A 14,144-nucleotide genomic window follows, 5' to 3' on the forward strand; every position below is an offset into this window, starting at 1 on the left:
CTTCCGGATGCACTGACCGGGTACGGGTCGTCGAGAAGTTCCGAGCGTACGCAGCCCAGTCCCGCCGGTTCCACTGGCTCGGAAGCTCGGGTGGGGACGTCCAAATATAGTCAGTCCCGTTTAGGAGAGCCTCCATCGCAGTCCGGTTTTCCCCTGTCAGATTTCGATACTGAGATTGGTTGATGTACTCGTCGTCGTCCATCGCCCAGAGCTTTGCAGTCTCGTTCGGTGAAATTCCGTGGCCTCCTCCATTGGAAGGTTGGTCTGCAGTGACGATGTGACCGCTCGCGAGTAAGGTGGCAGCGATGGCGATTAGGACTACAAGCTGGCGCGAAGTGTCCGTATCTATGTTGATAGTAGGGGTTTGTCTCATCGTACGAAAATCCGGAAATTGGGTTGCTAAACAGGACAGCTATTGACCCCCAGCAATTCCACCCGAATTACCACGGGATGAAATTGATACACTTTGCAAGCGGGAAGCCTGCCTGCTTGGCGTACGTTACACCAATAGGTAGACCGATACAGATACTCGCGGCCGAAATCAGGGCTTCCCCGCGCCACTGCTTGAATTTCTTCTTGCGTTTCTTTCCGATGGGGAGTGAGCTGATGACGCGATCACCCAGAATAGCGATGACAGCGATTGGTGAGAAGCCGACGACCAACCCCCGAATCATGAGGTTGACCGAGTTCTTGAAAATGCCAACCTTACAGAGGAACGACTTGTCGTTTCCTGCTGCTGCTGGACCGACGAAGAGAAAGAGGAACACAAGTAGCTTCCCGTACAGTTTGAGGCTTTTCACCAGTGGTCGGCTTGTACTCCGTGTCATTTCCGATGTGGATGAAGTTTCTGTCATGTTTTGGATTCTTGCTGGGTGTTTGGTTCGTTCGGCTTGTCATGTTGGCCAGATCGAGGACTGAACTGGCAGAATTCTGTAAGGCTGTGGGCGCGGTCGAGGATCTCGTCGACCGTTACTTGGTCGCTCTCCTCGATGGCTTCGTAGTGTTGCTTGACTTCCCGCGGAGAGTAGCCGCTCCGTCGGATTTCGCGGTCGATGGCATCGCGGAGAAGACCTGCACCATTGACGCGGTCGGTCAGTCGCAGAAATACGTCTTGGTACGGGTCGACGCCGTTCGTTCGTGTTACTTTACCCATAATGCTTCTCCTGTTGAACAATGTGGTTTGACATTGGTATTCAGCAGTCTACCCAACTCCAAATAGTCTTATTTACGACAAATACTTTTATTAGGGAATTTTATTAACTAGAATTAGTAGACTCGCGGGAGAGGCGTCACTCAACGAGTTCGGGAAGACGATTCGGCTGGCGATCACTGATGAACTCTCGAATCTCGTCCATCATCGCCAACATCGGACACCGACCGTCCGGATTCGAACTACACATCGGACACGGACCCGGTGCAGTGACGTAGCTCGCGTAGACGCCGTATATCTCAATCAGAAGGTCTACCGCGACATCCACATCGTCTCGACCATCACGAACGGGTCTGGACACTCCCAACTCCGACCGCTCTATCCCATCTTCCGTAGAACGAACTTCGGTTTCTTCGGAGTATTGCATTGTTACGATACTTAACTCGAAGTGGTGTTGGTTCTGGCCACCTGTTCGAAAGTGCTGTACTGGTAGGTCAACCCACTTCCCTCGACGAATGCGTAGACCTGCGAGGAGTCGGCTGTCTTCACGCGAATTATGTTTTCGCCTTCGGTGAACCACTCTGCCGGTAACTCCGTGGTCACATTTCCGTACAGCTGGCCGTCAACGAGTTTCGACATGGGTATTCTTTTGGAATACCGTTCGTCGTTCGCATTCCTGACGACGATTTTCGGTTCGTAGGTCTGGGACCGCTCGCCGTCATAGCTCACCGAAGCAGCAGCCTTGGTCGTGACTCCATCGACAGGTTCTGTGAGTATTTCCAACTCGTTTGCTCCAAGCGACAACTCCGAAATATTGAGACCTGACGGAGCCGAGAGTCCAGTGTTCTCTTGCGAGGTCTCGAACTCGTCTGGGTAGGTGTACGCCTGCCCATTGATTTGGACCGTCGCTTCTTCGGGGACGGCTCGAGCCTCGTACGTGAACGTGTAGTTCACAGGCCCGCTTTCAGTCTTCAATTCGAGAGATTCTATTCCAGCTTTCGAGACTTCATGAGCCGGAATATCACACGTTTTTGTCTCCTTGAGAACCCCGTTGAACGAACAGATTTTGTTCCCTCCAAGTTTGACTATGGGACTACGGGTTCCCGTGCGCTCAGTCCGACTGAGACTGTATTTGACAGCACTCCCACCAGATGTCGAAACCGAAATCGTGTTCTGACCGGACTCTAAGGGAAGCGAAATCGATTCTGTTTCTCCTGCCGAGAGCGACGATGTTCGTTTTGTCTCACCGTTTACCGAGACCGTTACACGGCCCGTATCAGCTTTCGTCACCACTCCTTCATCAGAACTATACACGTTGGCGTATCCAGCGTCTCTCGCTTTCGTTTCGACGTCGATTGACTCACCTTGTTCCAAGTACACTCGTTTAGTGATTGTCCCTTCTCGGGATTCCTCCTCTCCAGCCATCGTATACACGTCTTTACTGACTACAGTCTCACCTGCTATGCTGATGTCTATTGAAGCGTACCCCCCAATATCGTCCCCCCACGTTCCCATGGTATACGCTCGAATGAACCACGGGATATTGAGGTGATAATACCCGTCTTCCGGCGCTTTGAACAGCGTCTTTTCCGTTGTTTGATATCCGCCTTCCCACACGTCTCCACTTGAGCCAGGCCCCGGTGTTTTGTAAGCAGTTTCTACACTATTTCGCCCTGTTAACGTCATTTCTACATCAGTCGGGGAAAGATTCCCATCGATAGTCACGGACTTCTTTGACGAAGTACTCCCCTGATAGGTTCCGACCCTACTGTCGGTGAATTCCACATAGTTATTTCCAAATCCGTCGGCAGAAAACACTAGCTCGTCTCCTTTCTCAACGGTGACAGTAGCTTCAAGTGTACCCCCTCGTCTGTTCCCCCAGCGTTGCTTGTACCCGCCAATGTTGTTTTTATTTATACTTTCGACGGTACTGCACCCGCCATTCTTCTTGCATACTTCCAATGCGACAGAACCACTGAAGGACCGTGAATAGTATGGATTATACATTTTCCAATCTGCCGCTATTTTGTACGTCCCACTTCTAGGCACGGTGATTTTACCTTCATCGTGTTCATTTTCCCAACCATGTGTACGGGGCAGATTGTAGAGATTGAGTTCTGTGGGTATAGTACTCGTTTTGAATTTCCCGTTGTCAGTTACCTCCGTTCTTGATAGAGTCGAAGCCAGGTCTATCTCAAGGTTCCGTGGCTGGAGATTCCCTCGAACGCCGAGATTCGGGGAATTTCCACGGTAGGTGCCAGACTGCGAGACGTTTTCAGATGTTGGGACTCCCCACAACCGCACCCGTTGATTTGTCGGGCGCTGAGTCCCGTCAATCGAAAACCGAGTACTATTCTCGGTGCCTCGAATCGTAGTGATCTGTCTACTCAAGGTATTCACTCCTCTCAATCTCACAGTCAGATTATCTGCGTTCCGCGGTTGCTCGAATTGTATCGTTGAACGAATATCCGTTCCTTGACCCTCTACTCGAATCGGCTGTTTCGAGGGAACGACCAGTTCCAGTTCGTTGTCAGTGATTGTTCCATCTTGAGTTTCGAAGTAGATAGCGTTCGGATTGCCAAGTATGGCTACCGACCCGTTCTCGAACATCCGGAACCGAACGTCGTCTGAAACTGCCAGTTTTCTGTCGTTCGGAGGTTCGACGTAGATTCTGTGTTTACCAGCGGAAATATTCCTAAACTCGTATGCTCCCGAGGAGTTAGTGGTGATCGTCCGAGAGGACGAGGAGAGATGGACTGTCGCTCCACTAAGCGCGGTGTCGTTCGAGTCGTAAACAGTGCCCCGGAGAAGATGCAGTTCATTCTGGGTAGAGCCGGTTCGATTGGTAACGTCATTTGACTCAGTTCGGTCGTCTGTTTCATCTAGATCCGGATGTTCGATTCCATCCCAGTGGTACTCGTCTGGTTCCGAATCACTTCCATCTGGGTCCCAGTCCTCTAAGTCGGATTGAACCTCCTCGACCGGAATGGGGTCGACGCTCGGGAGACTGCCGGGGAATTGGTCGTCGTACGACTCCCAGATGATAATCGCGCCTTCTGCGTGAGATTTGTTCTCGTAGAAGAAGGGGTCGTCGCCATACGTCGCGTTCGGATAGAGATAGACGACACTCCCGTTGATTTTGCCACCAACCACATAGCTTCCGTTATGCTCGAAGACGGACCAGTTAGTCGACCACCTGCTCTCAAGTTCGCTTCCGGAAGGAGCCTCTGGTTCTGGATACCGCGTTTGGTTCTGGTCGTGTTTCGAACTCCACGCGAGAACTGAGTTCCGAACGTTTGGCCGTAGATCGTAGAAATACGGCACCTGAGTAACATTTCCGTTCGGTTCCAAGTAGACTATTTCTCCATCAATTTTACCGGTTACGACGAATTGACTGTTGTACTCGTAGATCGTCCAGTTTCTCGTCTCGTTATAAATATTAAGTGTGGGGTCAGAAACCTCCGTGAGATTCGCGTATGCTGCCGCGGTGCCTGACGAACTATTCCCGAATGGTATAGTGAGAAGACCGGAGAACGCGAGGAGGCCTGCGATAGTCACTAATCCGATGAACGCTGCCATCAGAAGTGTAGAGCGGTCGGGCTCAAGAGAGACATCGAAATCGAAGCGGAACGACCTGCGGGCCGTAGTAACGGCCCCTGAGAGTAGTTCGAGTAGCCCGGAATCGTCGCTGGTAGCCGATTCGAGCTGGCGGCGAATTTTATTGGGTGGCACCTGCTCGGTGGAACAACCGCCATTTGGACACCGACTCGCGTAAATGAGTTCATGCTCGTGGTCATCGTACTGGCTGGCAAGTCGGGATAGCGGTGCGAGTGGGCCTTGGCAATTCGGACAGCGAAGGTCTGAACGGTCGGTTGTCATGGTTCGAGTGTGTTTTAAGAGAGGTTGATTGTCGGACGGATTACTTCAATAAAAGTATTCCAATCAGTCTTTTTAACCATTTATTAGGGATATTTAACTAACCACGTTCCCGTCGGGCTATCTCAGAACAGCTAACCAATGAGCCGGTAGATCGAGAACATCCATTGGTTAGCCAAACGAGAGTGAATCAATAGCATATCACATCCGCCAATCGGGAGGCGATATTATATCCTCGACTTGACTCGGATCAAGAGACACTTCTGCTTGTTCACGCCCGGATTCCCGTGCAAGCTGAACATAGGACATTTCGTCCATCTTCTCTTTCATCACATCCTCGCCGTATTCATCCTGTATGTTCTCCATGAGAATCTGCGCACCTTCAATCGAGAGATCACTTTCATCAATCATCCGATCAAACGGCTCCTCGCCTTGCTCTACTGATTCCGGGTCTATCGGTCCCGAGTTTACCGTTCCGGGGTCTACCGAACCCGGTTCTACTCCTTCAATCGAATTTCTCTCTTCTGCGTCAACTCCACCGCTTGGCATCTGAGACTCCTCGGCGATCTCCTCTATCGACCTACCGGATTCCCGAACTGACCCCATCGTCCGTGCAATTGACTTGCCGGTGTTCTCATCTTGGACTAACTTGCGTTCAAACCAGTTATCCCACTCCCCAAATTGATACGCAGCCGTGTCAGTATCCGGTCTTTTCTTTCCCATCGAACCAACGTTCCCACGGTCGCGGCCTTCTCGACCTTCTGTTTCTCCCCGTGATACTGCCTTCGACGCGGACTCTGGGACATTCTTGTAAGCAGATAGCTTGTTTTTTGTTGCTTGTGCTGCCTGCTTGGCTTTGGATAAATGGGGAGTTGAGGAAGGGGCCACTTCACGAGCGCTTTGGTGTTCTCCCTTCATCATGCGAGGTACCTTCTTCGGATTCTTTGCCCATGTCGTAGCTCCAGAGGCATAATGTAATCCTGCGCGCTTCGTCATGTTTGCGAGAGGCTTTGAACCCTGTTGGACGCGATTCTCTAGCTGGGCAGTCTTCTCCTCGACGAGTCCACCGTACTCGTCGCTGGACGCTTCGCCGAGGTCACCAACAGCCGTTCCACTCGCCGCTGATTCGACTTTCCCGAGTGTTTTGGACATCCCGGACAGCATCGCCCCCTTGAGCGCGAGATGGTAGAGGCCGAGCGAAGCGGCTGGTAGCACCATCGAGATAGTAGCTTGAGCGAATCCGCCGAGGTCTGGGAGAAAAGGAAGACTTTCCGACGAGAAAACGGTTGTTGCGAAGTCGAACATGCCAGCGACCAATATTGGAAGGAATGATAAAGCGATAAAGATCTCAAAGATTTTTGTGGTGATTCCGTTCAGGACCGGAACGTCAAGTAGGTAGATGACAGCCAGCAGGTGGATGTACTGCATTACGAATATCAAGAAGAGAATTCTGAAGAGATACGCTAACACGGCACCGATAAGGAGAGCGCCATCGAGACCGCTGACTCCGAGTGCCAGAAAGTTTCCACCGGGGGTTGCCGCCGCAGTGAGAAGTGCAGTGAGTTGTGTCGTAACGATAGGAAGGAGTTCATCGGGAGTCGGCGCAAGTGCTTTCGTCAGTCCGGAGAAGAAAACGAGGACGCCTGCGCCAAACGACCACGAGAACGGAAGTGTGACGAGCGCTCCGAAGATGCTAGTCTGGGCCTGACGGGTTTTCTTTTGTGAGATGCCGGGAACAGCCTCGAGAACGCGAATCACGAGATAGAGAACGAACAGAATGGTAACTGCGGTTGGCATAACCTCCGACCACGCAGTCTTAAACACGCTCGGCCACGGCGGATTTGCTGGCTTCTGGACGAGTGCAACGGTCGTTGGACAGTTCGGATACGACTGACTCGCTCCTTTGACACACCGTTTTGGAACAGGTGTGTATAGGATAATCTCAAGCCCAGTTTGGATAATACCTTCGAGGCCGTCAATGAAGCCCGGTAAGAGCTTTTTGAATATTCCAAGAAGTGCTTTTATGAAATCGGCGACTAAGTTAGCCATTTTACTGAGGTTTCAGGTATTTCTGACAGGCTTTCTGCGGATCATCTGAGTCTTCTGTTACAAGACGATATTTGTTTTCGATATTTTCACCGATTTTTGTTGACAAAATGACGGACAGTTCTGTAGACTCACCGCATGTAAATTCGGAACCGAAGAGGAATGGTCCGTTTTGGGTCAAGAGTTGCTTAGTTTCTCCAGGCCGGATTGTGACATTCTCCAGTTGTTCATCTTGAAGTGTCTGGAGGCCAGAGAACAGTGAGGTGGACTCCTTTGACCATGGATTCGGCACCCCCGGCATCGTGACGAAGGTTATCTGTTGGGGAACCGTTCCCGTGTTAGAGATTTCTAGATAGGCCTGATAGTGTTTTGCTCCGAGCGGCCACTCCACATCATCGGTCTGAAACCATGTCGCTACTCGGTCGATTTCTACGTTCGGTTGGAGGTCTACCGAGGCTTCACCGATGACGTTGTCGGATGAGATGGCGACTACTCGATGGGTGCCACGGGGGACCGACTGCAAGATGTTGAACGACGCTTTGGTTGACCCGGTCGGAATCGATTGCGACCCGAGCGATGGTGAACCGTCCGGCCCGATGACGTTCACCTTCTCGACGTCTGCTTCTGGGGACAGCGAGACGACGAGTTTCGTTCTATCGATTGACGCCTTCTCGATAGCACCTTGCGTCTGTGTCGTAGTGGTGGTTGAACCTGATTCTGTGTTGGAAAGCATTCCGGCACATCCTGCAAGAGCAGTAAGCGAGGTGGTACCAGCGACTTGGAGCAGCGTACGTCGATTCATTTGTGCCTGATTGTGTATCCTTTATTCAACCTTTTAATACTTAATTAACTGAAGTTAACTATCAGGAAGGAACCCGTCTAGTCTACGCACGGTTCAACTAGTGGGACGAACGGGGACATTGTCTGTTGGCGGTGTCGCTAGCTGGTGTTCGCCGACGTTGAGACCGTATCCGTCGAGCAGATCCTCACGGACCTGCCGGAGCGAAGGGGCATCGAGATGCTCACTCTCGGGGCGGCCGAAGTCGTCGTCGGTATCCGACCTCGGTGGAAACGGTGCGCGCCCTACTAACCAATGAAGCGGTTTTCAGACAAGGACTCATTGGTTAGTAGAGTTGGTGGTGCAATCCGCTTTTCTCGCTCCGAGACAGGCACGCGGGTGTTCAAGCAGTGAGAGGCAAAATGCGGCCTGCGGCTAACCAATGAGTTCTATTCGGTAGACGGCGTCATTGGTTAGTAGCCATGCGACCCGGCGCTCGAACCAGATACGCGAGCGCGGTCGCGCTCGAGCGCAAGGTGTTTTGCAAACGTGGACACCGCGTGATGTGTGCAATTCTCGGCGTCGATTTCTGAGCGTGCGTGACCACGAGAGGACCACGAAAAGTAGTCCGACTCTAAACGTAGGGAAAAGCGATTGTTGGTGTTGGAGCCGATTCAACGCGACGGCGAGCCTTACTCGTCAGGTGCTTCTAGCGTGAACTTCTGTACCGTGCGGGGGTTCGAGAACGTGGTGTTCGTCAGGCCAGTCCCCGTGATATCGATGTCGTACTTTTGGCCGGGATTCATAACGATCTCGAAGCGGGCGTAGACGGAGAACTCGGCAATTCCGGTCGGGTCCGAACCGCCGAAACCATCCCACTCGAACGTCCTCATCGAGCCGTCCTTCGTCAAACCGACTAGTCCTGTAACGAACTCGCCAACATCCATCACCACGTTGTACGCGGTTCCAATCGTGCTATCGGCGGCGTCGATAGCTAAGCCCGCGACTTGCTTTCCGGTATCCGACAGGAAGTCCAGTGCTTCGTTGTTATTTCGCTCTTCGTACGTCCCCCAGCGACCGACCCAGTCACTGTCGTCTCGGAACTGAGCGTCATCTTCCGCTTTGTCGGGGTAGTCAACCTCGATGTCTGCTCCTACGAAGTTCTTGGACGCGCTACCATCGTCGTATGCCATCACGCCACTCAGGTCGGTCTCGACGCTAATCCGCCACTCTCTGTCACCGTCGTTCTGATACGCGTCGAAACTTACGTACTGGGACAAGACACGGTTTCGGGTGCTTCTTCCGATAGAAACGGAATCTTCGAATTCTTCGAAGGTTATCGTTTCTGCCGAGGCATCAGGGGAGGGTTTTACGTGTTGCCGGTCGTCGGCACTCACACTACCTGCCGAACCGAGAATGCCTGTTGCACCGACCGACGCGCCGAGCGATTTGAGAGTGGTTCTTCTGGAGACCAGACGATTCTGCTTCTGAGTCACAAAAATCAATAGTTGTTAGAGTATAAAATATCTTTTTGCATATTAATGATATTAACAATTATACTGTGAGAGTTATCATTCTTAGATATAATTATAAGTAATTATAATAAATTTTATTTTTATATTCATAGTAATATCAGATGGGAGAGAGTCCAGACAACGTTCCCGTGCCGAAGCCCAGCAACAGCGGTACGCGCCCTGCCAGTTCTGTCAGCGTATCCGTGACGCTAGCCGGGAGGTGAGTAGCTAAGGACATCATTAGTTAGTACCAAGTCACCTCCAAGATGCAGTGTTATCTTGGGTGTCGCGTTGGTCCTATACTACGCTAACCAATGCAGCTGGACGAAAACCATCTTTCATTGGTTAGCGTGGCATACATCAAGGAGTTGCTTGGATTTTCGTGCGTGGTGTAGAACGCGATTTAAGTATGATTCGAGTAGTGTGAAATGTTCGTTTTCTCGGGATAGAAGTGTTCTAGCTTGTGTTTTGCTTTCAATAGTTTTAACTTAGATAAGTACCTAGTAATAGTTAAGAAAGCCGGGGCTATTCGGACGTGTTCTCTCTTCTCGGAGAACGGTCCACGGGTGTTCCAGCACCCGAGACCACGGCTTTCCGTTGGATGGAGAAAGCCATGTTCGAGTCAACATTACGCGAAGAAAAGCGTATCGCCAGCGAACTGCCTGCGGTCTTTTCCGAGGGGGTGTAAGTATGGGGTGTCGCAAGTGCGGCTGTCCCACTCAGTACCGTATGTGTCGAGAGTGTGAGCGTATGGAGCGCGCCGAAGAACAAGCGCGGCGCTCGGATCTCGGGCTTGACGTTGCGGACTGTCCTGAGTGTGGCGGTGAGACGAGTGGTGAGGGCGTTGTCTGTTGGAGGTGCCGGTAGGATGGCGTATGCCGAACCCGACGGCGAGACCGTGCGCGTCGAAACCGACATCGAGCAGGTGTTGACCGGCCTGCAAGTCGGGGTGGACGGTGCGAGAGGCACGTGTTGCTGTTGCGGCCGGGACCTATATGACGGACATTATGTGACCGTCTACGCGTATCGCACCGCCGGACACGACCAGTGGAACCTCCCACGGGCCTACTGTCGCGAGTGCAACGGTGGCAACATCGAGATACCCACGCTCGGGACAAATGAGGTCGTCGCGACCACGTTCCTCGGAGTGATGCAGGCGGCCGCATCACAGACGACGCGGTTGGTGTTGACGGGCGTCGAGATAGAGGAGTACAGCGGGCCGGACGACGGGAGCGAGGCGTAGCGGACGGACCGGGGTGGGGCCTCCTTCTTGATTGCTAGCGGATGGTACTCGATTAATTAGTCCAGTAGACGGGGAACGTCGAGGCGGAGAGTATCTCTCGCTAACCAATGAAACCGATGCCCGGAAATCGCTCCATTGGTTAGCGGTATTGCTGATACAATCCATCTTCTCGCTACTTAATGACCAAGCCGATGTTTTCCGAGCGGAGAGAATCAAAATACGGCCTAGTGCAAACTGATGAATGCTATCTAGAAGCGGGCGTCATTGGTTAGTAGCAATGGGACTTGACGCTCGAATCGGATACGCGAGTGCAGAGCAATTTCTGAGCGCGCCGTTGAGATGGGGTCAGTGACGCCCGAGGAGATCGCCGAGGTGCTGGATACCGAGGAGTTGCCGGTCGAAGCCGAGACGAACTGGTCGGTCGGAAGTGAGTGAACGCTTCACTCGGCGTAACCGTTATTGCTACACAAATTCAACACACAGCCATGTCCGAGGCCGATACTCCTCCCGATAAGACGACCGTGAACATCCGGATAACCGAGACGTTTCTCGCCGACGTGGACGGGACGTGGAAGGAACTGGGCTACAACAGCCGGAGCGAGTTCATCCGAGACGTGCTGCGCGACGCGGTGAAGCATCCCGACTTCGACCGCGCCGACCTGAAAGCGATGCTCGCCAGCGAGGTGGACATCCAAGAAGGGCGGACCAGTTCCAGCGACGAGGTGAAGGACGAGTACGACCTCGGCGACGGTGCGACGGACGATGAGTGACGAGTGGGACTGGCGGCTCACCGACAGCGCGGAACGGACCTTCGACGGCCTCGACGACTACGCCCGCGAGCGCGTCGTCTCGAAGCTGGACGAAGTAGTCGAGGACCAGTGGCGAGACCCCGACGATTACCTCGAACCGCTGGCCGGTGTACCACACCAGAAGCTCCGGGTTGGGCCGTTTCGCGTCGGGTGTCGGCTGAGTCGAAACGAGAAGGTTCTGTGGGTCTTGACGATCAAGAAGCGCGGTGGCGACGCCTACCGGAGCGACGACTGACCCGTCTCCGGACCACTTTCACTTTCAGCGTACTATAGAACGAGCTTCATTATGGATCCGGTTTCTCGGAGAAGTGCATGGTAGCTACGAACCCCGAGGAGACCGGTACCGAGCGAATCGAGCGACCCATCGGCGTCGAGGAGGTGGTCAGTCGTGCCTGACGCGGTGTTCCCGTTCCCCGGCGGGAAGTCGCGGCTCGCGTCGTGGATACTGGAGTACGTGCCCGAACACACCTGCTTCGTGGAGGTGTTCGGCGGCGCGGCTGGCGTGCTGGTGAACAAGGACCCCGACCGAAGTACCGTCGAGGTGTACAACGACCGGGACGGCGACCTCGTGCAGTTCTTCGAGGTGCTATGCGACCGCGAGGAGGAGCTGGTCGAGTGGCTGGAGACGGTGCCGTACTCGCGGGAGGTGCATTCGGAGTGGGCCGACGCGTTCTACAACGGGTATCGGCCCAGCGACGCGGTCGAGCGCGCCGGGCAGTTCTTCTACCTGCAGTACTCGCAGTGGGGGTCCGGCTACGCGACTATCAACGGCTTCGGAACGAGTAAGGTGACGAACGAGGCCCAGAGCTACGCGAACAAGATCGACCGACTCGGGGAGTTCGCCGAGCGGTTCGACGACGTGGTGCTGGAGAACCTCGACTGGTCGGAGGTGTTCGAGAAATACGACGGCGAGGAGACCGTCTTCTACTGCGACCCCCCGTACGTCGGCAAGAAGGGGTACTACCCCGTCTCGGACATCGAGCATTCGGAGTTCGTCTCGGCGCTGGTTGAGGAGGGCGACTGGCTGGTGTCGGACGCCGAGCTACCCGGCGGGTTGGACGACTATCCGGGTGTCGGGCGCGGCGAGAAAAAACGTCATGGGCAACGGAAAGTCCGGGAGCGCGAAGAGGACGCGCTCGACCGCGGCGGCGCAGTCGCCCACTCGACGGCCGACCTCCTACCGCTTCAACGTCTCGCTCGCTACGACGATGAAATGCTCGCGAGCGTCACAAATCGGAAGCCAGACGAGCTTACCGCCAAAGCGTGGCGGGAGCGCGACGATCCCGGCCGCTATCAGTTGTGGACGAGCGGGAGCAGTGGGTGGCTTGTCTACCTCAAATCCTCCGACCTTGCGGACTGGATTCGCGCGAACGAGGAGGGTGTCTCGAAAAGTTACGCCCAAGAACTTGCTCAACGGACGCTCGACGCCATGCAGGAACTGAGCAAGCATCGGCTCATCACCACTCAGAAGAAACGCACCGCGGACGGCCTGACATACAAGGAGAACGTCGTGGTGTTGACCGAGGAGGCCGACCTGCCGGGCGAGCGGTCGCTCGGTGAGAGTGATGGTCCGGCAACAGACGAGGTGGCCGGATAGCGGAGTGGCCGGACGAAATTAGACCCCGAGAGGGCCGTCTCTCGCTCCCGAACCACCACAATCAACCCCGAACCGAATTCGCTACGACATGTAGCCCACCCCTTAGGGCGGCTCCTCGTGGCGGTGACACCTGACGACTACCTGTCGGTCTATCAATTCCAGCGGCATCCAGCGGCAAACATAGAGAGGTGGAGGTGAGAGAAGGACCGCCAACAGCGTCTGTGGCCGGGGCGGAATGAATCTCGGAAGATTGAAGTAGTGTGTTAGTTGGAACCGGTAGGAGGTAACGAGATTGGGGAGCAGCGCCGTTGGAACGCTCCAAGGATACCCAAGAAGGGGAGTGGTGCCACGGCAAACCTGTAAACTGTTCTCGATGCACCCGAGTTGGAGAGAACCTCGAACGTATTCCGCAAATAGAATATATAAGATTAAGTTATAGAGTTTGAATTTCATAATATGAAAACAACTCGTAGTAGCTGCCATTTGTTTCGTGGGGGTGGTCAGGAAACCGCGCAAGTATTTGCACAGCGTCTTGAAGAGTTGAAGCAAACAGGGTGTAGTATTCTTGTCACCGGAACAGTGGACTCGGAGGGGTTTACCGAACAGTTATCGCTGTCGTTCGGGAATCAGACATGCAAGCAGGTGTTAGTGTCGCCGTATCAGCTTTCAACTCCCGACCAGATGCTGCCTGCAGACATCTCGCCAGATATGGAGACGGTTCGCGTGGTAACCGGTGAGCAAGCGCGGAGTACTGCAACAAGAGGACGTGTTGGTAGTGTGGACGACCTCGCAGCGCTACGGGAGGCTGTTCTCGACGCGATTACGGAATTGAGTGACGAGTTCGAGTTAGAGGATAACGACCTTCGGGTTGGAGTGCAATCGCTTGACCAGTTTAGTGACTGGGCGGATGGGTGTGGTGTACGGCGGTTTGTGCAGGCGGTTTCGAAGTACGTCGGTCTTGTGAATGGGACGTTATATTGTCAGTTCCGGGGTGACAGCGCGCGTGCCAGCGAAGTGCTTGATCTCGGGCTGTTTGACGCGCGTATCGAGTTGCGGTCACAGCAAGGATGTGTCGAGCAACGGTGGCATCTCTCTGATGAAGATATTACGACAGAGTGGGTGTCGTTGTAG

The 14,144-nt window shown here is 53.8% G+C and carries 11 protein-coding genes; 5 read left to right on the plus strand and 6 right to left on the minus strand.

Annotated elements, in window-relative coordinates; genetic code table 11:
* Positions 1–440 precede the first annotated feature (440 nt).
* From EPL00_RS21765 to EPL00_RS21790, 6 genes are all read right to left on the minus strand, one after another.
* On the minus strand, positions 441–800 hold the full coding sequence (locus tag EPL00_RS21765; protein ID WP_135855298.1) for a hypothetical protein: 360 nt from the start codon (positions 798–800) through the stop codon (positions 441–443).
* A 50-nt stretch (positions 801–850) separates the two neighbouring features.
* The gene (locus EPL00_RS21770) at positions 851–1,153 is read right to left on the minus strand and encodes a hypothetical protein (protein WP_135855299.1); all 303 of its coding nucleotides are present in this window, start codon (positions 1,151–1,153) and stop codon (positions 851–853) included.
* Positions 1,154–1,588: 435 nt separating this feature from the next.
* Positions 1,589–4,729, minus strand: coding sequence for a carboxypeptidase-like regulatory domain-containing protein (locus tag EPL00_RS21775; RefSeq protein WP_162224306.1), 3,141 nt, complete (start codon positions 4,727–4,729; stop codon positions 1,589–1,591).
* Positions 4,730–5,227: 498 nt separating this feature from the next.
* On the minus strand, positions 5,228–7,075 hold the full coding sequence (locus EPL00_RS21780; protein WP_135855302.1) for a hypothetical protein: 1,848 nt from the start codon (positions 7,073–7,075) through the stop codon (positions 5,228–5,230).
* Between the two features lies 1 nt (position 7,076).
* Positions 7,077–7,874, minus strand: coding sequence for a hypothetical protein (locus tag EPL00_RS21785; RefSeq protein ID WP_135855303.1), 798 nt, complete (start codon positions 7,872–7,874; stop codon positions 7,077–7,079).
* A gap of 668 nt (positions 7,875–8,542) precedes the next feature.
* Positions 8,543–9,346: a hypothetical protein gene (locus EPL00_RS21790; protein ID WP_135855304.1), complete on the minus strand. Its 804-nt coding sequence runs from the start codon at positions 9,344–9,346 to the stop codon at positions 8,543–8,545.
* Positions 9,347–10,232: 886 nt separating this feature from the next.
* Here EPL00_RS21790 and EPL00_RS21795 point away from each other — a divergent pair.
* From EPL00_RS21795 to EPL00_RS21815, 5 genes are all read left to right on the plus strand, one after another.
* Positions 10,233–10,607, plus strand: a complete 375-nt coding sequence (locus EPL00_RS21795; protein WP_135855305.1) for a hypothetical protein — start codon at positions 10,233–10,235, stop codon at positions 10,605–10,607.
* 485 nt (positions 10,608–11,092) lie between these two features.
* Positions 11,093–11,377, plus strand: coding sequence for a ribbon-helix-helix domain-containing protein (locus EPL00_RS21800; RefSeq protein ID WP_135855306.1), 285 nt, complete (start codon positions 11,093–11,095; stop codon positions 11,375–11,377).
* Complete coding sequence (locus EPL00_RS21805; protein ID WP_135855307.1) at positions 11,370–11,651, plus strand: type II toxin-antitoxin system RelE family toxin; 282 nt, start codon at positions 11,370–11,372, stop codon at positions 11,649–11,651. Before EPL00_RS21800 ends, EPL00_RS21805 begins: the two co-directional genes overlap by 8 nt.
* Positions 11,652–11,804: 153 nt before the next feature.
* Positions 11,805–13,013, plus strand: a complete 1,209-nt coding sequence (locus EPL00_RS21810; protein ID WP_135855308.1) for a DNA adenine methylase — start codon at positions 11,805–11,807, stop codon at positions 13,011–13,013.
* Positions 13,014–13,469: 456 nt separating this feature from the next.
* Entirely contained in the window at positions 13,470–14,144 is a 675-nt protein-coding gene (locus tag EPL00_RS21815) for a DUF7504 family protein (RefSeq protein WP_135855309.1), read from the plus strand.

The organism is Halorussus salinus (assembly GCF_004765815.2).
GTDB lineage: Archaea > Halobacteriota > Halobacteria > Halobacteriales > Haladaptataceae > Halorussus > Halorussus salinus.

Excerpts from the sequence above, each read along its gene's own strand:
- EPL00_RS21805 (WP_135855307.1), top strand. The coding sequence starts at position 11,370 with ATGAGTGACGAGTGGGACTGGCGGCTCACCGACAGCGCGGAACGGACC.
- EPL00_RS21775 (WP_162224306.1), bottom strand. The coding sequence starts at position 4,729 with ATGGCAGCGTTCATCGGATTAGTGACTATCGCAGGCCTCCTCGCGTTC.
- EPL00_RS21795 (WP_135855305.1), top strand. The coding sequence starts at position 10,233 with ATGGCGTATGCCGAACCCGACGGCGAGACCGTGCGCGTCGAAACCGAC.
- EPL00_RS21815 (WP_135855309.1), top strand. The coding sequence starts at position 13,470 with ATGAAAACAACTCGTAGTAGCTGCCATTTGTTTCGTGGGGGTGGTCAG.
- EPL00_RS21780 (WP_135855302.1), bottom strand. The coding sequence starts at position 7,075 with ATGGCTAACTTAGTCGCCGATTTCATAAAAGCACTTCTTGGAATATTC.
- EPL00_RS21800 (WP_135855306.1), top strand. The coding sequence starts at position 11,093 with ATGTCCGAGGCCGATACTCCTCCCGATAAGACGACCGTGAACATCCGG.
- EPL00_RS21785 (WP_135855303.1), bottom strand. The coding sequence starts at position 7,874 with ATGAATCGACGTACGCTGCTCCAAGTCGCTGGTACCACCTCGCTTACT.
- EPL00_RS21770 (WP_135855299.1), bottom strand. The coding sequence starts at position 1,153 with ATGGGTAAAGTAACACGAACGAACGGCGTCGACCCGTACCAAGACGTA.